The sequence below is a fragment of the Thermostichus sp. MS-CIW-15 genome (assembly GCF_054060575.1).
On record NZ_JBSSDI010000004.1, the window covers coordinates 57,914 to 76,694 of the forward strand.

Genomic DNA, 18,781 nt, shown 5'->3' on the forward strand with positions numbered 1-18,781 from the left:
TCCCATGCCTGTTAGCTCTCTTCCCAGTTGGGTCAAGCGCTCTATCGGCAAGGCCAGCGATATCTCGGCAGTGCAGCAGGTGATCAAGCAGCGGGGCCTGCACACCATCTGCGAAGAGGGGCGCTGTCCCAATCGGGCCGAATGCTACAGCCAAAAGACTGCCACCTTCCTGCTGATGGGCGGGATCTGTACCCGCGCCTGTTCCTTTTGTCAGGTGGCTAGCGGGCGGCCCGCGCCGTTGGATCCGCAGGAGCCGGAAAAGGTGGCTGAGGCCGTTGAGCTGCTGGGGCTCCGCTATGTGGTGCTCACCTCGGTAGCTCGCGACGACCTGCCCGACCAGGGATCCGGCCGCTTCGTGGAGGTGATGGAAGCGATTCGGCGGCGCTGCCCTGGGATCCAGATCGAGGTGCTCACCCCCGATTTTCGCGGGGAGCGCGACTGCATTGCCCGTGTGGTGGCGGCCCGACCGACCTGCTACAACCACAACATCGAAACGGTGCGCCGGCTGTCGCAGGCGGTGCGGCGCAGCTCTGGCTACGACCTGTCGTTGCGGGTTTTGCGAACGGTGAAGGAGCTGGATCCCGGCCTGCCCACCAAGTCCGGCCTGATGCTGGGGCACGGCGAGACCCGCGCAGAAGTGCTGGAAACCTTTCGAGATCTGCTGGCGGTAGGCTGTGACCGGCTCACCCTGGGGCAGTATCTGCAGCCTTCCCTGGCCCATCGCCCGGTGCAGCGCTACTGGACGCCGGAGGAGTTTGTCGAGCTGGGCCAGATTGCCCTCCAGATGGGGTTTCGCCAGGTGCGCTCTGGGCCCCTGGTGCGCAGCTCCTACCACGCCGCCGAAATGGCTCAGGATGGCCGGGAAGAGGAACCCTAGGCCTTTTCAGCCAGCTCTTGGCTGCTGATGAGATCCCGCAAGAGGGCCCCTAGGCCGAACCCCTCTGGGGCAAACCGGAGCAACACCCGTGGCGCCAGGGATCCCAAGCGGTACAAACTCGCCCCCGCCACCAGACCCGGCAAGAGGCTGTTGCTCCAGCCTCCCCACAGCCAAGAGCTCACCCCCTCGGCCAAAAGCAGCAGCGCCCCATTGAGCAGCAGCAGTCGCCACAGCCCCTCCTGGGCGGATCCCAGCGCCTCCCGTAAGGATCCCCAGGGCAGGCGCAGCCGCATTCCCAGGCCCAACAGCCACAGCCCATCCAGTAGCGGCGCCAACAGCAGATCTAGCCCCAGTGGCGCCAAGCCCACCGCGATCCCCTTGCCGAGGGCGCAGGCCGTGCCCCATTGCTCGACAAAGCGGGCGTGGTGCTGCCACTGCTTTTGCCAGAGCTGGGCCTGGAGGTGCTCCAGCCGCTTCAGCACATTGAGGGCCAAGAGGGATCCCGCCTCTGCCTGCAAAATTTCCACAATGCGCCCTCGCAGGGCCTCGATCTGGGGTGCGGGCCGCTCCCATTCCAAGGTGATGCGGCCATCTGGCCAGTGGGTGCGCACCTTAGTGGGCTTGGGACGGGCGGCCACCGTCAAGATCTCCTGCGGCAACACCCAGCCCAAGTGGCGGCTGATCTGGGCGCGAATGGCCTGCAACTCGGCTTCCGAATAGAGATCGCACTTGTTCAACACCAGCAGGATGGGCTTGTGCAGGGTGCGCAGCTCCAACAGAGCCTGGTACTCCAACTGGGTCAGGTCTGCGGCGATGACAAACAGGATCAAGTCGGCGGCGCGGGCCACCTCCCAGGCCAACTGTTCGCGGGCTTCTCCGTTGATCTCGTTCAAGCCGGGCGTATCGATGAACCGTACCTGCCAAGGGATCCCCGGCCCCGGCTGCCACAGCAGCGATTGCGGCTGTTGCGTCACCCCGTTGAGGGGCCCTACCTCCAAGCGGGCCTCGCCGGTCAGGGCGTTCAAGACAGCCGACTTGCCGCGGTTGACCAGACCAAACACCGCAATGGAAAACACCCGAGTGACAAGACGCTTGCGCAGAGTGGATAAAGCTTTGAACTCCGGCTGCAGATCCTGACGGCTGGCCAGAGCTTGCCAGTGATCCCAGCAACGCTGAAAAACGGTTTCGGCTTGAGTTAGAGGAGTGGTCATCGACAACAAAAATGGCCTAACCCCCACTCTAAAAGGAATTGGTCCCCATAGCCACGCTGGTATTCCCCCCCAGCGTGGGGAAGTCCGCCGGGATCCGAAGCTCACAGAATGGGGCATGATCACCTTGGGGCATTGGCGCTCCTAAGTTAGGATCCCATCGACTGTTGCTATGCTGTACCGCCTCCCCAACTCTCTCCGCTGGCTCCGCCTTGGCGGATCCCATCGCTCCAAACAAGAGCGTCAAATTGTGCGCAGCCTGCTGGCCTTTGCAGGTGCCCTCCTGGTCGTGGATATCGTGCTCCTGAGCGCCCTTTACTAGTCCGATGGCATTTCCACGCTTGTCGGGAAAAAGCGCTATCATGGAGATCCATTGGTCAAGCTCCGTTGATGGCTCTGTAACTCCTACGAGGCAGGTCGGATGGATTGGGTAGAAAAAGTTCTCGAAAAGATCCGCGAATGGGTGGAACGTGTGATTGATACTCTTCTGGGAAGTCCTCAGCCCCAACCTGCTCCCATTCCCGTAGAAAATGGATCCCATCGTCGTCGTTAATCCGACTGCCATTGCTTCCGCTGGCGAGCTCCTAAGCCTTCTGGTTCTGCACGGCCCCAACCTCAACTTGCTGGGGGTGCGAGAAGTAGGCATCTACGGCTCGGTGTCCTTAGAACAGATCGATCGGGCGCTCCACCAGCAGGCAGAAGTTCTTGGGGCAAAGCTGGAGATCCTGCAGTCTAACCATGAGGGGGTGTTGGTCGATGCCATTCACCGGGCTCGCCAGCAGCACTCCGGCATCCTCATCAACCCTGGCGCCTACACCCACACCAGCATCGCTCTGCGGGATGCCATTGCTGCCGTAGGGCTGCCCACGGTGGAAGTTCACCTGAGCAATATCTATCGCCGCGAACCTTTCCGGCAACACTCCTACATTGCTGCTGTAGCCATCGGCCAAATCAGTGGATTTGGAGCCCACAGCTACCTATTGGGCCTACAGGCTCTAGTTCAGCACCTGCGGCTGCAGGCTGCCCAAGCCTAACCGAAGAAGTTTGGCCTTACCTCGACCCTGCCGAGACAGTCGCTGCTTGGCGATCCTCAACCGCGGGGACTCCCCCACCTGGAAGAGGTAGGCGCTGGTTTTCCCGGTGGAGAACATCCGTCCTCAGCGGCGTGGGAGAGGGGGGCGGGCGCAACTCAGGGAGCGGTTAACTGGCAAGACCAGTGGGCGGCTTAGAGGGACAGTTGGGAGCCTCAAGCCCGACAACTGGGAGCTCCTAGGTCTCTATCCATGGCTGCGCGGATCCGCCTGATGCGGGAGGACAGGCCTGCCCCGATCCAACTCAGACACCTGTCCGGCATTGGTCAACTGCAGGGGCTGCCCAGTTGCCAGAGCCAACACATTGCCCCGCAAAATGGCGGCAGGCTGCTCTCCGATGGCAAATCCCAGCACTTCCCCTTGACCATCCAAAAAGAGAAAGTGAGGGATCCCGTTCACCCGGTAGCGGCTCAACTCCGGCAGCCACTTGGGGTTGTCCACGTTCAGCATGACGAAGTTCACCTGATCGGCAAATTCTTTCTTCAGGCTGGCCAGGAGAGGTGCCATCGCTCGGCAGGTGGTGCACCAATCGGCGTAAAACTCCACCAGAGAAGGCTTGCCGTTGGCCTGCGCTTCCTCCCAGGACACTGCCTCTGCAGCCAAGTCAGCCAAGCTGGTGCCAGCCTGACGAGCTTGATTGGCTAAAAACAAGCCTGCCGCCAGGAGCACGGCCACCACGGCAACTAAACTGTTGCGCAACCGTTTTGCCCAGTCTTCCTTCATAGCTCCATCACTCCGCCATCTGGTGTTCCGCCTTCCCCGTTCTAACATCCCCCTCGCTCCGCAGTGGGCCAACTAGGTTCTGGATGGCTGTCTCCCGGGATCCCGGCTGGCGAGGAGGGCAGATGGACGTACTCCCCCTAGCTATAGCTTGCTCCGGCCCAGCAGTAAGCCTAGGAACTCTTAGTTACTGGTTCCGCAACCGCACTTGCTCCTTCGGGTTGCTCCGCCTCAGCAGCAGTGCCAGTTTCCCTGGTGGGCTCAGGGCGGTGGGACAACCGTTTTCTGGCTGTGGCAAAACTTGGGATCTAGCCAATAACTTCATAAACTGGAGCAAATGGCTCATCGCCATTGCTTTGCAGCGACCAGAGCCGCCCTTGTGATCCCAGTTCGCCTGACCTTACACAATTTTCTCTGCTACTCTCAGGCGGTTTTGGATCTGCGCGGGATCCACACCGCTTGCATTTGCGGCCCCAACGGGGCGGGCAAATCGGCTTTGCTCGACGCCCTTACCTGGGGCCTCTGGGGACAGAGCCGGGCCAGCAACGACAGCGATCTCATCCGCAAGGGGGCCAGCGAAACCTGGGTGGAGGTGGTCTACCGCTCGCGGGGGCAAACCTACCGCGTCCTGCGCAGTCGCCACCTCGCGGGGGAAGGATCCCTGGAGTGGCAAATTCAAACTGGAGAAAGCGACGGCCAAGCCCGTTGGCGCAGCCTCACCCGCCGCGGCCTGCGTGCCACCCAACAGGCCATCCAAAATCAGCTCGGCCTCGACTACGATACCTTTGTTCACTCGGCCTACCTGCGGCAGGGGCAGGCCGATGCCTTTACCCTGAAGCGTCCCGGCGAGCGCAAGCAGATCTTGGCGGACATGCTCAAGCTGGGGCAGTACGATCTGCTGGCGGAGCGTTGCCGCGAACAGGCCCGCAGCGCCAAGCTCAAAGCCGACCTGCTCCAAGAGCGCCTGCACAAGCTGGATCAACACCAGGTCTCTATCGAGCAGATGCAAGCCGAACTGGAGCAGCTTCAACAGCGGCAAATCCATCTGCAACAGCTCCTGGCCCAACAGCAGCAGGAATTACAGGCCCTAGAACGCGCCTATGAACATCGCCACACCCTGGAGGAGCGCCACCAGCAGCTTGCCCAGCACCTGAACAAGCTCAGCGTCAACCTGCACCACACCGAACAGCAGTGGCGAGCTCAACGACAGCACCTGCTCCAGTTGCAAGAGCTGATTGCCCAAAGCGAGGAGATCCTGGCGGGCTACGAACGCTATCAAACCCTGATGGCCCAGGATCGCCATCTTCACCACCTCTTCGAGCAACAGCAATACCTGCTCCAAGAACGCCAAAAGCTGCAGGCCCAACAGGCCGAGCAACAACAGCAGCAACTGCGCAGAATGCAGCGGCTGCAACAGGAATTGGCCGCCTGCCAGGCCCAAGCCCAGGCCGATGCCCAGGTGCTGGCCGAACGAGAGCGCATCGAAAACGCCCTCCACCACTACCGGCAAGCCCAGGAGCGCCTGCAAAGCTTAAACGAGGCCCAGGCCCAAGCCGCTGCCCTCCTGGAGCAACAACGGCACTGGGAGGAGGAGATCCGCCGCGAGGGAGAACGTCTGCAAGCCCGCCTCCAGTTCCTCCAGGAGCACCTGCAAAGCCAGGAAACCCTGGCCCAACAGCAGCAGCACCTGGCCCAGAAAATTGCCGCCAGCGCTGCAGCCCTGGCCGAGCTGGAGCGGCAGCGCCTCTACCAGCAGCAGGTGTTGGAAAAAATCCAGGAGCGCCGCCTCTTTGTGCAGAAGCTGCAGGAGCGGCAGCGGGTTCTCCAGCACCAGTGGCAACAGGAGGAGGAACGCTGCCGCCTGCTAGAGGCTCCTTGGGAAGAGTTTCCTGTTGGCGATAGCGGAGCGGAGTCCCTCCACGCCGAGCGCTTGGATCCTGCAGAGCTAGAAGATCTGGATCGCCCGGATCACTTGGGCCCTTCGGATCCAGACTCTGGCCGGTGCCGTCCCACCCATGCTTTGACGGGGGCGAAGGCCATTGCCGAGGGAGCTGCAGAACCGGGATCCGAAGTAACCGCAGACCCCCTCTTCTCAGAGCAGCCTGCCGAGTCCATGCCAGCACCGCCCACCAAAGTGCCGACCGCCCCAATTTGGGTTTGCCCTCTCTGTGCCCGTCCGCTCAGCCCGTCCTTGAGGGCAGTGGTGCTGAAGAAACACCGCCAGCGGCAAGAGGAAATTGCTGGCGAGCTGTTTGTAATCCGCGAGCAATTGGCGGTGGCCGACCGGGAGATCGGGCTGCTGCAGGAAGAAGCCCAGCGTCTTGGCCAAGAGTTGGCCACCTGGGACGAGCGCCTGCACCTTCAGGGGCGCCTGCAACAGCAGTGGGAGGCTGAGCAGGAGCGGCAGCGGCAACTGGAGGCGCGGCGGGCAGAAGCCGCAGAACTGGAGCAGATCCTCAGCCAAGAAGCTTATGCCCAAGAGGCGCGGCAGCAGCTTGCCCAGATCCAACAGGCCCTGCAGCAGCTGGGCTATGACGAGCGGGAACATGCCTTGCAACGGGGAGAGGTGGAGCGCTGGCGCTGGGCCCTGGGCCGCTCCCACGAGCTGCGCAAAGCCCAGGAGCGCCGCGCCCGCCTAGGCGAGCAAATCGCCTCCCTGCAAGCGCAACTGGAGGCCCTGCAACAGGCGGGATCCCCTGACTCGCCGCTGGCAGAACGCCTGGCCCAGATCGAGCAGGCGCTGCACCAGGTCGGCTACGACGGATCCCTGCACCAGCAGGTAAAAGCAGAACTGGCCCAGGCGCAACTGTGGCCGGCCCGCCTGCAAGCCCTCCAGATGGCCCGCCAGGAGCTGCCGGAAGCCACAGCCCGCAGCCAGGCCCTGTCCCAACGCCTGCAGGAAAGCCGGCAACACTTTGCCCAGGCTGCCCAAGAGCTGGAAGCGCTGCAGCGACAACTGGCCGAGCACCCCGATGTTTCCCCGGCTCATCTAGAAGGGATCCGCCAAGCTCTGCAGGAGAACCGGCAAGAGCTGGATCTGGTGCTTTCTCAAATCGGGGCGGCCCGACAGCGGCTGCAGCAGGCTCTTGAACAGCAGGCGGAGCGGACGGAACTGGAGCGACAACTGCAGCAGGCCCGCCGCCAGCAGCAGGTGTACCAGGAGCTGGCCAACGCCTACGGCCGCAACGGCATTCCCGCCCTGATCATCGAAAATGTCCTGCCAGAGCTAGAGGCCCAGGCCAACCAGATCCTGGGCCGCCTCACCCAACACCGCCTCCATCTGCGCTTTGTAACCCAGCGCTCGGGGCGGCGCTCGGAGAAGCTGATCGAGACCCTCGACATCCTCATCGCCGATCCCCGCGGCACCCGTCCCTACGAGACCTACTCTGGGGGAGAGGCTTTCCGCATCAACTTCGCCATCCGCCTGGCTCTTTCCCGCCTGCTTACCCAGCGCTCGGGATCCGACCTGCAAACGTTGATCATCGACGAGGGGTTTGGATCCCAGGACGCCACCGGGCGGGCCCAGTTGCTGGCGGCCATCAACGCCATTGCCTCCGACTTTGCCTGCATCCTGGTGATCACCCACATCCCCAGCCTGCAAGAGGCCTTTCCCCACCGCATCGACGTGCAGCCCTCCCCCCAGGGATCCCGCCTCTTCATTCGCGGCTAGTCATTTGGCTGGTCATTTGAGGATGAGGAGTTGTCGGCCCGGCTTTGCAACCACTGCTGCAGCAGGGGAACTATAGTCTCGCCAAGCTGGCTCCACTGGCTGGGCTTTTGGGCCGTGGTTAGCAGCTCCACCCGCTCCCCCCGGATCACCAAAAAGCCCACCGGCTCGATGCGCACCCCGCCCCCCGCTCCGCCAAACAGGCTGGCCGGATCCCGTCCGTTGCTGCGAAAGCCGCTGGCCGTTTTGCCAAAATGGCCCCCTCCTCCCCCAACGCCAAAGTAGAGCGACACGTAGGGGACAATCGTTGTGTCGCCAATGGTAATCGGCTGGCCAAAGGTCTGTCCCGTCTCCGCCAAAACCTTCAGCTTGCTCAGCACCGCCTCCAGGACGGCTGCCACCTCGAAATCGGAACTGGAATCGGATCCCATTGGTGACGTTTGCGCAAACGCTGCAGGCCAGCTCCAGAGGCCACTGGGTGAAGAACCAGATTGACTGCAGTTGTCTCAGACAAGATTAAGATACCTTGCTGCCTACCCAAGCGCCCCGCGCCGCTGCCCTCACCCCTGGCCTCTCTCCCTGAGGGAGAGGGGAGTTGGGGATAGTTCTCGGCGCCAAATGTTTTACTGCAACTTCATCCAGGAAAGGCTGCTCACCCCCACACCTGACTCGGGCCGACACCGAGAAAGGGGGAGCTCCTGCGCCGCTCTTGAACTCCCTTTTTTAGTCCTCGTCGGGAGAGCCAGAGTAGAGATCCTCCAGGCGGCTGCGGGCCTCTTCCAAGCTGGCCGAGCGAATGACCAGCAAGGGCTCTTCCGTCAGGTTGCCTTCTTCATCCAACAGCTCTGGGTGGGGCACCTGCCGGCGGCCTCGACGTGGCGAGGCCTTGCGCTCTTCTTTGCTCAGAGTAACCACGTTGGCCACCAGGTTGCGCAGGGCTACAAAGGCAATGGCCACAAAAGCGATGAGGTAGAGGATCTGCAGCATCACGGGTCAGATGAGTCGGAGGAGGGGTGAATTTGGCGAAAGCGACGGCCCAGCTCGGCGCACTCCATCAGCAGGCGATGCCATTTTGCCATCAGGGCCGGGTCAACGCCAACTTCATTATCCGACAACTGATAGAGGGCTTCCGCTGCCTGGAGCTCCGCTTGGGCAGCCAAAACCCACTCCAGGAGGGCCTGCTGCGCCTCTGGGCTGATGAATTCTAAAGTTTCTTCTTGCAAAAAGCGACGAGAGCGCTCAAACCAGTAGCGGTAATCTTCCAGCAGGGGCCCCAGAATCTCTCGCAACAGCTTGGCTTTGCTCATGGATCGGGATCCCTCCGCGTCTGGTTTGCTGAGAGCATCTTAGCCGAACTTAACCTTCCCCCGCCAGGGATCCCTGGGTAGCCTCCAGGCGGGCTTCCGTCTCCAGCATCAGGGCTTCTAGGTGGGGCACCAGCTCCGGCGCCTGCTCTTGCCAGTAGCCCCGCTGGTGGGCTTCCAGCAGCCGCTCGCTCATGTCCCGCAGCGCCCAAGGGTTGTGGTTGCGCAAAAACTGCTGCACCCGGGGATCCAGCAAGTAGGCGCGGGCCAGGCCAGCGTACATAAAGTCCGGCACGGCGTGGGTGGTGACGTCGTAGGCGAAGAGGTAGTCCAGGGTGGCGGCCATCTCGAAGGCGCCTTTGTAGCCGTGGCGCATCACGCCGGCAATCCACTTGGGGTTGACGACGCGGGCGCGGTAGACGCGGTCGATTTCTTCGGCCAGGGTGCGGATCTTGGGGTTGTGGGGACGGGCGTGATCCCCGAAGTAGATCTGGGGGTTGCGGCCCTGGAGCGCCCGCACCGCTGCCACCATGCCTCCCTGAAACTGGTAGTAGTCGTCCGAGTCAAGGAGATCGTGCTCGCGGTTGTCTTGGTTGTGCAGGACAATTTGCAGGCGGGCCAGTTGCCGCCGCAGGGCTGCGGGGGCCGGCTCTCCTTCGCCCTCGGCCCGGTAGGCGTAGCTGCTCCAGTTGAGGTAGGCGCGGGCCAGATCCGCTTCCGTTTCCCAGTTTTGCGCCTCGATCAGCCCCTGCAGGCCGGCTCCGTAGGCCCCCGGCTTGGAGCCAAAGATGCGCAGCCGCGCTTGCTTTGCCGCTTCTGAAGGCGGGATCCCTTGCTCCTGCCAGTACTGGGTATCGGCCAGCACCTGGGCCCGCAGGGGGTTGTCGCTTTCCGGCTCCTCCAGGGCGGCCACGGCCTGCACGGCGCGGTCGAAGAGGGCAATCAGGTTGGGAAAAGCATCGCGAAAGAACCCAGAAATGCGCAGGGTTACATCCACGCGGGGCCGGCCCAAAACCGCCACGGGCAAAATCTCAATATCCACCACCCGTCCCCCCTCCCAGCGGGGCCTGACTCCCAAGAGCGCCAGCGCCTCGGCCCAGTCGTCGCCGCCGGTGCGCAGGGTAGAGGTGCCCCAAACGGATAGGCCCAGGTGGCGGGGATATTCCCCCTGCTCTTGCACGTAGCGCTCCACCAGCCGCTCGGCAGCCAGCGAGCCAACCTGCCAGGCGGTGGGGGTAGGGATGGCGCGGATATCCACCGAGTAGAAGTTGCGCCCGGTGGGCAACACCTCCACCCGGCCCCGGGTGGGGGCACCGGAAGGGCCGCTGGGCACATAGCCGCCGTTGAGCCCGTGCAGGAGATGCCTCAGCTCCTGGGGGGTTTGCTGCAGCCGAGGGAGCAAGTCGGTCTCGATCCAGTGCAGCACTTGTCTGGCCGCCGGCCCCGGCGGCGGATCGTAAGGGATCCCCTGCAGATACTGGGCAATCCAGCGGCGGGCCTGGGCCTCCAGGGCGGCTACTGCGTCTCCAAAGCGGCGAAAGCTCTCGCCCATAGGGCTTGCTTGCCTGGCTAATTTCTCAGATAAACGGCTGCCCCCAGTCCGACCAGCATTTCTTCGGGAGTAATTTTGCCATCTTGGTTAGTGTCGAGGGCATCGAAGACGCGATCTGCTCCCATCCACTCCTCGCGGGTGATGAAGCCATCCCCATCCAGGTCGTAGATGCGGAAGACATCCTGGGCGGCGTGGGTAATCGTTTCCTTGGCGCCCTCCAGCTTCTGCAGCCGCTCGGTGAGCAGTTTTTCCAGCACCTCCAGCGCCTTGGAGAAGCCCTGGATCCCTTCTTCTAGTTTTTCCGAGGCCATGCGGTTTTCCCGGTGCATCTGGTCGAAGGTGGCCCGATCCATCACCAGGCGGGGAATATCCATTTTCTTAGCTTTTTCCGGATCCAGCTTGCGCTCCAGCTGGCCCTCGGTGTTTTGCAGCTCCGCCAACAAAGCCGGCGAGATGGTTAGGAGATCGCAGCCGGCCAGCTCGATGATCTCGCCAATGTTGCGGAAGCTGGCCCCCATCACTTCCGTTGGGTAATCGTATTTGCGCAGATAGTTGTAGATCTGGGTTACCGACTGCACGCCTGGATCTTCGGCGGGCGGGTAGCTCTCCCGGCCTGTGTGTTTTTTGTACCAATCCAGGATGCGGCCCACAAAGGGCGAGATGAGGGTTACCCCCGCTTCGGCGCAGGCAATGGCCTGGTGCAGGCCAAACATCAAAGTCAGGTTGCAGTGGATCCCTTCTTTTTCCAGGATCTCGGCGGCGCGGATCCCTTCCCAAGTAGCCGCAATCTTAATGAGCACCCGCTTGGGATCCGCCCCTGCCGCCTTGTAGAGCTCGATGAGATGGCGGGCCTTGGCCACGGTGGCTGCTGTGTCGTAGGAGAGCCGGGCGTCCACCTCCGTCGAAACCCGACCGGGGATGATGGACAAAATGCGCACGCCAAAGGCCACCGCCAGTTGGTCGATGGCGTGGGCCACCACGGCTTTGGTGTCGGCTTTGGATCCCAGGTCTTGGCGGGCCTTGAGCAAGGTCTCATCGACAATGCCCTGGTACTGGGGCATTTGGGCGGCTGCTGTAATCAAAGAGGGATTGGTGGTGGCATCCTGCGGCTTAAAGGTCTCGATGGCGTTGATATCCCCCGTGTCGGCCACCACCACCGTCATCTCTCGCAACTGCTCCAGCAAGCTCCTGCTCATACTCCCCTCCTTAGATATCGCGCTTCTGCGACCTAGCCCCAGTGTCGCCCACCTAGGCAAGGGATCCCGGTAGATGTGAGATTGTCTTAATTGTCTAGCCGGCTACTCCCACAGATGTGGGGACAACGTACAGCAGGAGAACTACCAGGGGGCTCATAGATTGGTTCACCCCCACGGGTGTGGGGACAACTACTGGTACTGGAGCCAGGCGCCGCTCTGTTTCCGGTTCACCCCCACGGGTGTGGGGACAACGTGGCTCGATCCAAGCCGAGCAAGTCGCCGGTCCGCGGTTCACCCCCACGGGTGTGGGGACAACGCCTGTCGTCGATTGGTATGAACTGCTCGTAGAACGGTTCACCCCCACGGGTGTGGGGACAACCTTCCATGTACTGATGCTGATGCGACCCAGCTACGGTTCACCCCCACGGGTGTGGGGACAACGCTGACGCGGTTGCCACCTGACCGGCGGTAACCACGGTTCACCCCCACGGGTGTGGGGACAACTTCCTGGCGGCTAGGAGCCAGTTGTAGAGGTAGCCGGTTCACCCCCACGGGTGTGGGGACAACCTCTACAGAATCTGGCCATTACTAATTTGAGACGCGGTTCACCCCCACGGGTGTGGGGACAACCTCGGGAGCATCAGCCCTGAGGGACTCGTTTGTCGGTTCACCCCCACGGGTGTGGGGACAACGCTAGAGGCAGTCTGGCCCACAGCGCGATGGATCTGGTTCACCCCCACGGGTGTGGGGACAACGTACTCTTGCCGTGTGCCAATTGGGGAAAAGCCTGGTTCACCCCCACGGGTGTGGGGACAACAGGTGAAAAACAGCGCCCCCGTCGCCGTAATGTACGGTTCACCCCCACGGGTGTGGGGACAACCCTGAGTCGACTACGCCAGTGCCGGGGGGCGAAACTGGTTCACCCCCACGGGTGTGGGGACAACAGAGCATCTGCACTTGTGCGGCCAACCCAGATCCGGTTCACCCCCACGGGTGTGGGGACAACGGCCCCCAGTGACCGTCGGTCGCAATCCCTAGCGCGGTTCACCCCCACGGGTGTGGGGACAACCAACAATACGCGCTGGCTATCCCTCTAGTATGAACGGTTCACCCCCACGGGTGTGGGGACAACGGGTGCGTAGCACGGCGCTTAGCGCCGCTTGCCCGGTTCACCCCCACGGGTGTGGGGACAACGTGGTCGACTGACGGAGCGACAGTTCGTGCAGGTCGGTTCACCCCCACGGGTGTGGGGACAACCCTTCGATTTTTGCCGATTTTAGTAGGTTTTGACCAGCAGCACCCCTTCTATGTCTACTAGCTGCCGCGAGGGATCCCCGATGCTCCTGGCCGAGAATCCCTGCTCTGAGTTGGTGGAATAGACCATCAGTGCAGAGCCGTCGCCGATTTTGCTGGTCACCCGTGCCCACAGTTCTTCTCGAACCAGGGCTGAGACGCGACCGACAAAGACCCCCGCCTTGATCTCAAACAGCCAGCGACTTAGGTCTCCTCTCAAACTTGCGGGGACATTCTCTAAGATAAAGACCACCATCAGACCGACATTTCCTCATCCAACTCTTCTCCGTAGCTCACTCCCCCCTCAACAGCTCCCTTCTCGTTATCCCAAAGAGATCCTACAGGGCTTGACTCCTCCTGTGTGGCTCTGAAGCCGAGGATGGCATCAACATCGTCTATGATTCTCTGCATCAACCGATGCTCTACAAACTTTTCTCGACACAGTTGCCTAGTTCTCGACTCAAAGTTTGGCATCAACTCAGCGGCAGCCTTGAAGGCAACAGGGATGGTGATCTCTGTCTTGTAGAGATCGGCAACGTCATAAACAAAAGATAAGGGCTTGCCGATGTGAATAAACCCCAACGCAGTTGAATAGCCTACGGCATTGAGCGCTGCCTGGCAAACAGCGTAGAGGCAAGTATTGGCAACAGAAAGAGCACGATTAACGGGATCAGCACACTCCCATTCCTTGAGCTTGTAGGAGCGTCCCTTCCAATTTACCCCTGTTTCTTTACTAAGGCGGCTGTAAACAGTTCGCACTCGCACCCCCTCCAGTCCGCGAATCTGCTCAAGGGTTAGCCCTTCTTTGAGAGGTTCGGGAAACCGAAATGAATACATACGCCGAACCACTTCCATGTGCTGGACGGGATCTGCCCATAGTTTGGCCTGGTGATAAAGCCTTTCCACGCTGCTGGAAGGATGGGATCCACTGGCATAGAAGCGTAGCCCATCTTCGCCAACCCACTGGACCGAGCAGAGCCCATCGGCCAAGTTCTTGATGGCAGCGTGAGTAATTGCTGTCCCAGGGCCTAGCATTAAAGTGGTCAAGCTGGCACAAGGGATTATATATCTGCCATCTTCTTGCAAAACGGCAACAGCTTTCGCATCTTGCTCAATTCGGCACCGTTCTACATAGACAAAGCTTATGCTATCTCGAACCTTCGGGATAGATCGTAAACTTTTCGTAGTTGTCTTTGCGATCATAAGACACTCCCCCTTAAAAGGCAAAACTAGCGTGGAAAGTAACTGATCTTGCTGAGCGATAGAAGTCCACATCCGTAGGAGCGTCCTCGCCCAATTCCTTGTTGTACTGCTTTAACAAAAGCTTCAGAATCAGTTACCCGCAATATGCCCTGGAACAAAACGGTGTGGATACGAACTGGCCCGGAGAGCCCCTTTTTGATCCCAAATATTTGCGGCGATGGGATCCCTTCTGCAGCCAACACCTCAAACCCATGCTGACAGCCCTGGCGGCGGAGCCATTCCAGTTGATCCTCAGAGCGAAAAAAGCCAACAATCTTGCGGGTCTTCTTATCTCGCTTGCTGGGATTTGCTCGGAGTCGGAACTGAAAGCATCTTCCCTTACTTAGAACTTCTGGCCTCAGGTCGAAGATTTTGACTTCTGGATCCCTTTGGACATAACCCTGTGGCAAGCGAGACCAATCCGGCTGAATGACCGATTGCACCAGGATGGTGCAGCCATCAGGTTCTTGACGGTAAAGAATATGCCAATCGGAGCGAGGGGTTTTGGTAGGTTGATCGGGAAAACCATGCATAATTCGCTGGTGCAAAGCGTGAGCATTACTGAGCTCTCGCTGCACCAGAAGCTGTCGCTCGTTTAGAATTAGCCGGGAAAGATACATATCGCCTCCGGGAGTTCATGGTATTCCGTCTCCACAGCCCGGCAACCGAAGCGCCGCGGCTGCCAGCTCAAAGGCACATCTTGGCGCACATCCAGACTCTCAGAGACCTCCAAAACAAAGCGGAGTTGGGAGGGACGCTTCCCGCGTCTAGAACACTCATAAGGGTGCTGACGCAAAGCTTCCAGCAAAGGCTGCTCCACAAGCCCCACTCGCAAAGGGCGGCTGGGAATAAAGCTTTTCCGTCCCAGAAACACTTGCCAGTAAGGTTTTTGCAGAGCTTGATCCAAAGTTCTCAGCAAATTAGGATCCCCTTCCAATCCCACCAGGTAATCCCCATCTGCTACGTAGTAGCGATTGCTGATCGTCTCTTTTATTTGTACTGTGTGGAAATCCTTACAAAGGATCCCTTCCTTGTTCACTCGCACCCCCATTTTCAGGGCAGCCAGATCATCAACAGGTTCCCAGCGAGGGCGACCCAGTGCCGCACAGAGGATCCCGATCACCGCCGACTTTGTAGGCTCACGACGGCTATCGCGATAATCAAACTGGCTGTGGTCGCCCCAGCTCATCATCGGAGCCCGCAATCGCATGAGAAGCGTAGTCATGATCTAAGCTCCTTGGCCGTTGCTGGCCACGCCAAAGGCTTTGAGAGCACTTTTTAAGAGCTCTTCTACAGAATCTTTCTTGCTAGACTTGAGTACATTGAGTCTCGCAGCCAGCCTATCAAGGACAACAACGCCTTTATACTGCACGTCAGCTTCTCCATACATCTTGACCAGTGATCCCCAATACTCATCTAAAGCTTTAACGGCATTTTCCAGTAGGCTAAATCCTCCACTGGGAGCAACCGGATTTTCAAAGGCATCCACTAAGGAAATAGGCTGCCCTTCCCGAACTACTGCCATCACCAATGCTGGCCGAGTGTGAGCGGCAAATCCGTTTTGATGTCCACTGGGCACAGCATGAATGAAAGCCGTAGCAAAAGCCTTGATGATGGATCCTAGATGTTCAGTTCCGCCTAGGTTTTCAACCAACTGTTTCTTGTCGAGAACAGCAAAGCGGTAGTATGTAGAGCTGTTGTACCCCGTCTCGCCCATGTGATCGGCTCCGGTGTCCTCACTACTGCCCAGGTCGTCTACGGCTGTAAAGAAGTCGAACTCTTGTTGTAGGGCATTGATACTAATTGCATGGGCCACCTGAACAGCAGCATTGACATTGACTGTGGGTAGCGAGGCCATCATCCGACCAAACAAAGCTACATCACCGGGTTTTCCTGTATCAACCAAAGCTTTTTCGATCGCCTTGGCTATTTTTTGGGGAAGTTTGGGCTTTTCCTCTCGCAATCCGGATTCAATGGCAGACCAGTTTTTGATTAAGATTTCGGCAATTGCATCAAGTTCCGTCTTCCCCAAAAATACAATGGTGGTGGCTTCATTTTTATCATTAAACTTGAGCTTAAGCCCTTGCTCTAAGGCAAGCCGAGCGGCCATTCCAGCTTGCTCATCAGGGATCCCTGCCTTCACAAGCTTAGATTTCAACTCAGGGAGCCAGTTGCGAGAGCGAGCGGCAAAGTGAGCCGGGTCTAGCTCAGCATATTGGTGATAGTATTTTCGCACTGCCCGCTTCTGGCACTGGCTAGAGATTCGCGCTCGTGGACGACCGCCGAATATCGTAGATTTAGGCATGCCATTTTCATCGCGGTTTAGGTTGGCAGGAGGGAAACTTTGAATCAAATGAATTTCCAGTCGCATGGCTGTTTCTCCTCTAAGGGTATAGTGTCGGAACAAGTTTGTTAGCTCAAACAGGGGTAAGTGCTCTCAGCCTACATCCTCTCTGAGATCATCGGAAACCTCAGAACTTACATCATCAGTTTCTTCTGCCTTTGCAGATCTAGAGGAAGATACCTGCCAAAAAGTTTTAGCCCATCTATCCTGGACAACTTGATCGGGATGGTTCCATAAGCAAAGGTCAGCAATCAACTGAGGGTAGTAAACAGAAATCTTTCTATCCTTCTTACTTTTCATTTGCTTTACCAAAGCTATGATTGGATATTCGATGTAGTCAAGATCGGTCTCTAGAAGAGCTCTAAACCTTCGTTCTGGGCCTTTAGATTCGGTGCTGTCTTGCAATTCCCGACAGCTTTTCGCAAAGTTACTGACCTCTGGTTCCATATCTTGGTCATGGTAAACGGAGAGACACGCCACAAAGATCCAAATATCCTGTTCTTGTTCGGGGATCCCTTGTAAATAGGGCAGTACAAAGGGGTAAATTTTTCGTAAGTGGTGGTGCTCGCCGGAAAGTGCTCGCTTGAAGGCAACTTTGGCGCCGGTGTCGTTTTTGAGGCGATCCTTGATTTCTTGTAAGAACTTTTTTGCCCGTTCCAGTCGATTATGGGAAGAGATTTGAGTTGTAGACATAACTTGGCCTCCTATTGGACAACAGCTTGCTCCTTCTTCTGCTTTTTCTTAGCTGCTTTTTGTTTTTGAGCTTTCTTTTCCCTTGGATCCGCACGAAGCTCTGCTAGTTTTCTCTCCAGCGTGCGCAAGGCAGCCGCTCTGGCCTGATAGTTGCGAATAGACTCAATGGACTCGGTGAAGGCTCGCCGAGCGGCATCTTGCACAGTCTTAGTCCAGGCAGGTAGAGTGGTAAGTCCATAGTAGATAATTCCATCAGCTCCAGGTTGGTTATCTTGGGGTAAATCATGAAGTAGCATTGAGAAAGCGTGGTCTAGAATTGCCCAGTAGCGAGACTCTCCATCTAAAGCTTTGGATAGCTTCTCAGTCTCTCCGTTTTTAAGAACCTCTGCTAGAGAAAAGTAGGGGCTACCTTTAGAAGATCGAAAGATTTGTTGATGGTTCTCGGCAATTCCAATAGCGCTTTTTAAACTCTGCGCCAACTCCGAATCTGTAACAAACTGCATTGGAACTGAAAATCGAGCCGAGCTCCATCCTAAAGGTTTAGCCTGGTCGGCGCTCATACCCAACACTTCAAACACAACCAAATTATTGACCAATTCTTCTGACTTGAGCTCAGCTAGCCAGTCCACAATCCGAGGACGGGTTTGCTTGCTAGCCGTCAGGAGAAAGCTGTCCGCATCCCGCCACAACTGTCTGTGTAAAGATAGACGCACTGGTTTATCTTCTTTATAGGCAACGCTACATTCCCACTGCCGGGCCTCTACACCGTTGGGTAGGGAGTTGCCCATAGTAATAGCCAATTGCTGCACTCGCCCAGCTTCTGAAAACAGCCGCAGCCGCCGCCAGGGAAAGGTTAAATAGTGGATGTATCCCGCAGGGATCTCTTTTTTCGGTTGGCCAGTGTAGCCAACTTTGGTTTCCCAGGTGGGTACATCTTCTCCAGCTACTACACTGGGCATCTCATCCTCTGGGCTATACCGCATCAAGTTCAGCATCAGCGTCTCTTTTAAGGTTCTCCCTTTCAAAAGGACATTGGCAACATTCATAGTCGGAGTGTTTACAGCAGAGTGATTGCCGCTGTCTTGCCCAACATAAAATGCCCTTAGGCTAGTGATGTCAACTCCCTGTAGACGCACCAATAGTCGAGCAGCTTCCGGTAAGGAGATGCTGTAGCCGCTCCATTCGTGTTCATGAAAGAATACTTCAGAGGTGCTCATGGTATGGATGGAGTGGACAGGCACAGCTTTTTCTATAGGTAGAGCTGGATCCTGCATGAAGGGGTGAGTGGGATGGAATAGGTCAAAACAATCTTGCCTATCCTGCAAGTACTTAATAACTCGCTTTCCATTGTCTTGAAAGATTTCCTTCCAGTGATCCGTATCTTTTGGTCCAAGATAGGCTCGGTGCATTATTGCCAGTAGAAAACGGTAGAGAGCTAAAGTAGTAGGCGGATTATCTCCTCGCATCTCTTTCAGGCTTTCCCACTCTCTAAATAACTCAACTAAAGACAACTCTTGGATTCGAAAATCGGGATCGAGTACAGGGATCCACTTTTCTTTGGTGAGATTAAAGGACTGAGTTTCCATGAGCTCCT

At 58.4% G+C, this 18,781-nt stretch carries 17 protein-coding genes, 1 pseudogene and 1 CRISPR repeat array; of the genes and pseudogenes, 4 read left to right on the forward strand and 14 right to left on the reverse strand.

All coding sequences use genetic code 11. The annotated features are described in order from the left end of the window. Positions 1-4 precede the first annotated feature (4 nt). Positions 5-877, forward strand: coding sequence for a lipoyl synthase (gene lipA / locus ACVW0R_RS02395; protein ID WP_011429607.1), 873 nt, complete (start codon positions 5-7; stop codon positions 875-877). On the opposite strand, the gene ACVW0R_RS02400 is transcribed toward lipA, so the two are convergent. Then, entirely contained in the window at positions 874-2,088 is a 1,215-nt protein-coding gene (locus ACVW0R_RS02400) for an Era-like GTP-binding protein (RefSeq protein ID WP_011429608.1), read from the reverse strand. The two genes, lipA and ACVW0R_RS02400, sit on opposite strands and share 4 nt — an antisense overlap. A 169-nt stretch (positions 2,089-2,257) precedes the next feature. Between ACVW0R_RS02400 and ACVW0R_RS02405 the strand changes: the two genes are divergently transcribed. Continuing rightward, complete coding sequence (locus ACVW0R_RS02405; RefSeq protein ID WP_011429610.1) at positions 2,258-2,407, forward strand: hypothetical protein; 150 nt, start codon at positions 2,258-2,260, stop codon at positions 2,405-2,407. 208 nt (positions 2,408-2,615) lie between these two features. Then, complete coding sequence (gene aroQ / locus ACVW0R_RS02410) at positions 2,616-3,119, forward strand: type II 3-dehydroquinate dehydratase (RefSeq protein WP_011429612.1); 504 nt, start codon at positions 2,616-2,618, stop codon at positions 3,117-3,119. Between the two features lie 243 nt (positions 3,120-3,362). Here the strand turns inward: aroQ and ACVW0R_RS02415 are convergent, their stop codons facing one another. Then, on the reverse strand, positions 3,363-3,899 hold the full coding sequence (locus ACVW0R_RS02415) for a thioredoxin domain-containing protein (protein WP_011429613.1): 537 nt from the start codon (positions 3,897-3,899) through the stop codon (positions 3,363-3,365). Between the two features lie 376 nt (positions 3,900-4,275). Here ACVW0R_RS02415 and ACVW0R_RS02420 point away from each other — a divergent pair, with 376 nt between their 5' ends. Further along, positions 4,276-7,566: an AAA family ATPase gene (locus ACVW0R_RS02420; protein WP_414401599.1), complete on the forward strand. Its 3,291-nt coding sequence runs from the start codon at positions 4,276-4,278 to the stop codon at positions 7,564-7,566. Here ACVW0R_RS02420 and ACVW0R_RS02425 read toward each other — a convergent pair. The 12 genes and pseudogenes from ACVW0R_RS02425 to casA form a co-directional block, all read right to left on the reverse strand. Next, positions 7,563-7,994 (reverse strand): GerW family sporulation protein, encoded by a 432-nt coding sequence (locus ACVW0R_RS02425; RefSeq protein ID WP_011429615.1) that lies wholly within the window; start codon positions 7,992-7,994, stop codon positions 7,563-7,565. The two genes, ACVW0R_RS02420 and ACVW0R_RS02425, sit on opposite strands and share 4 nt — an antisense overlap. A 292-nt stretch (positions 7,995-8,286) precedes the next feature. Then, on the reverse strand, positions 8,287-8,550 hold the full coding sequence (locus tag ACVW0R_RS02430; protein ID WP_041438126.1) for a DUF2973 domain-containing protein: 264 nt from the start codon (positions 8,548-8,550) through the stop codon (positions 8,287-8,289). After that, the gene (locus ACVW0R_RS02435) at positions 8,550-8,870 is read right to left on the reverse strand and encodes a DUF2605 domain-containing protein (RefSeq protein WP_099812374.1); all 321 of its coding nucleotides are present in this window, start codon (positions 8,868-8,870) and stop codon (positions 8,550-8,552) included. Before ACVW0R_RS02435 ends, ACVW0R_RS02430 begins: the two co-directional genes overlap by 1 nt. Positions 8,871-8,919: 49 nt before the next feature. Beyond that, a pseudogene (locus ACVW0R_RS02440) lies at positions 8,920-10,428 on the reverse strand (cobaltochelatase subunit CobN); the annotation flags it as partial. A gap of 8 nt (positions 10,429-10,436) precedes the next feature. After that, positions 10,437-11,615 (reverse strand): transaldolase, encoded by a 1,179-nt coding sequence (locus ACVW0R_RS02445; protein WP_414390834.1) that lies wholly within the window; start codon positions 11,613-11,615, stop codon positions 10,437-10,439. A 161-nt stretch (positions 11,616-11,776) separates the two neighbouring features. Beyond that, a CRISPR array of direct repeats spans positions 11,777-12,872; the repeat unit is 29 nt; unit sequence CGGTTCACCCCCACGGGTGTGGGGACAAC. A 19-nt stretch (positions 12,873-12,891) separates the two neighbouring features. Next, a complete protein-coding gene (cas2e, locus tag ACVW0R_RS02450; protein WP_011429622.1) occupies positions 12,892-13,164 on the reverse strand; it encodes a type I-E CRISPR-associated endoribonuclease Cas2e in 273 nt (90 codons plus the stop codon). Continuing rightward, positions 13,164-14,111, reverse strand: coding sequence for a type I-E CRISPR-associated endonuclease Cas1e (gene cas1e / locus ACVW0R_RS02455; RefSeq protein ID WP_414346869.1), 948 nt, complete (start codon positions 14,109-14,111; stop codon positions 13,164-13,166). The genes cas2e and cas1e overlap by 1 nt, the downstream gene beginning before the upstream one ends. Positions 14,112-14,137: 26 nt before the next feature. After that, on the reverse strand, positions 14,138-14,770 hold the full coding sequence (gene cas6e, locus ACVW0R_RS02460; RefSeq protein ID WP_414401597.1) for a type I-E CRISPR-associated protein Cas6/Cse3/CasE: 633 nt from the start codon (positions 14,768-14,770) through the stop codon (positions 14,138-14,140). After that, positions 14,752-15,375 (reverse strand): type I-E CRISPR-associated protein Cas5/CasD, encoded by a 624-nt coding sequence (gene cas5e, locus ACVW0R_RS02465; protein WP_011429625.1) that lies wholly within the window; start codon positions 15,373-15,375, stop codon positions 14,752-14,754. The genes cas6e and cas5e overlap by 19 nt, the downstream gene beginning before the upstream one ends. Before the next feature lie 3 nt (positions 15,376-15,378). Next, the gene (gene cas7e / locus ACVW0R_RS02470) at positions 15,379-16,521 is read right to left on the reverse strand and encodes a type I-E CRISPR-associated protein Cas7/Cse4/CasC (protein WP_457501582.1); all 1,143 of its coding nucleotides are present in this window, start codon (positions 16,519-16,521) and stop codon (positions 15,379-15,381) included. A 66-nt stretch (positions 16,522-16,587) separates the two neighbouring features. Then, on the reverse strand, positions 16,588-17,187 hold the full coding sequence (gene casB / locus ACVW0R_RS02475) for a type I-E CRISPR-associated protein Cse2/CasB (RefSeq protein WP_457501583.1): 600 nt from the start codon (positions 17,185-17,187) through the stop codon (positions 16,588-16,590). An 11-nt stretch (positions 17,188-17,198) separates the two neighbouring features. Next, positions 17,199-18,773, reverse strand: coding sequence for a type I-E CRISPR-associated protein Cse1/CasA (gene casA, locus ACVW0R_RS02480; RefSeq protein ID WP_011429628.1), 1,575 nt, complete (start codon positions 18,771-18,773; stop codon positions 17,199-17,201). Positions 18,774-18,781: the final 8 nt, after the last annotated feature.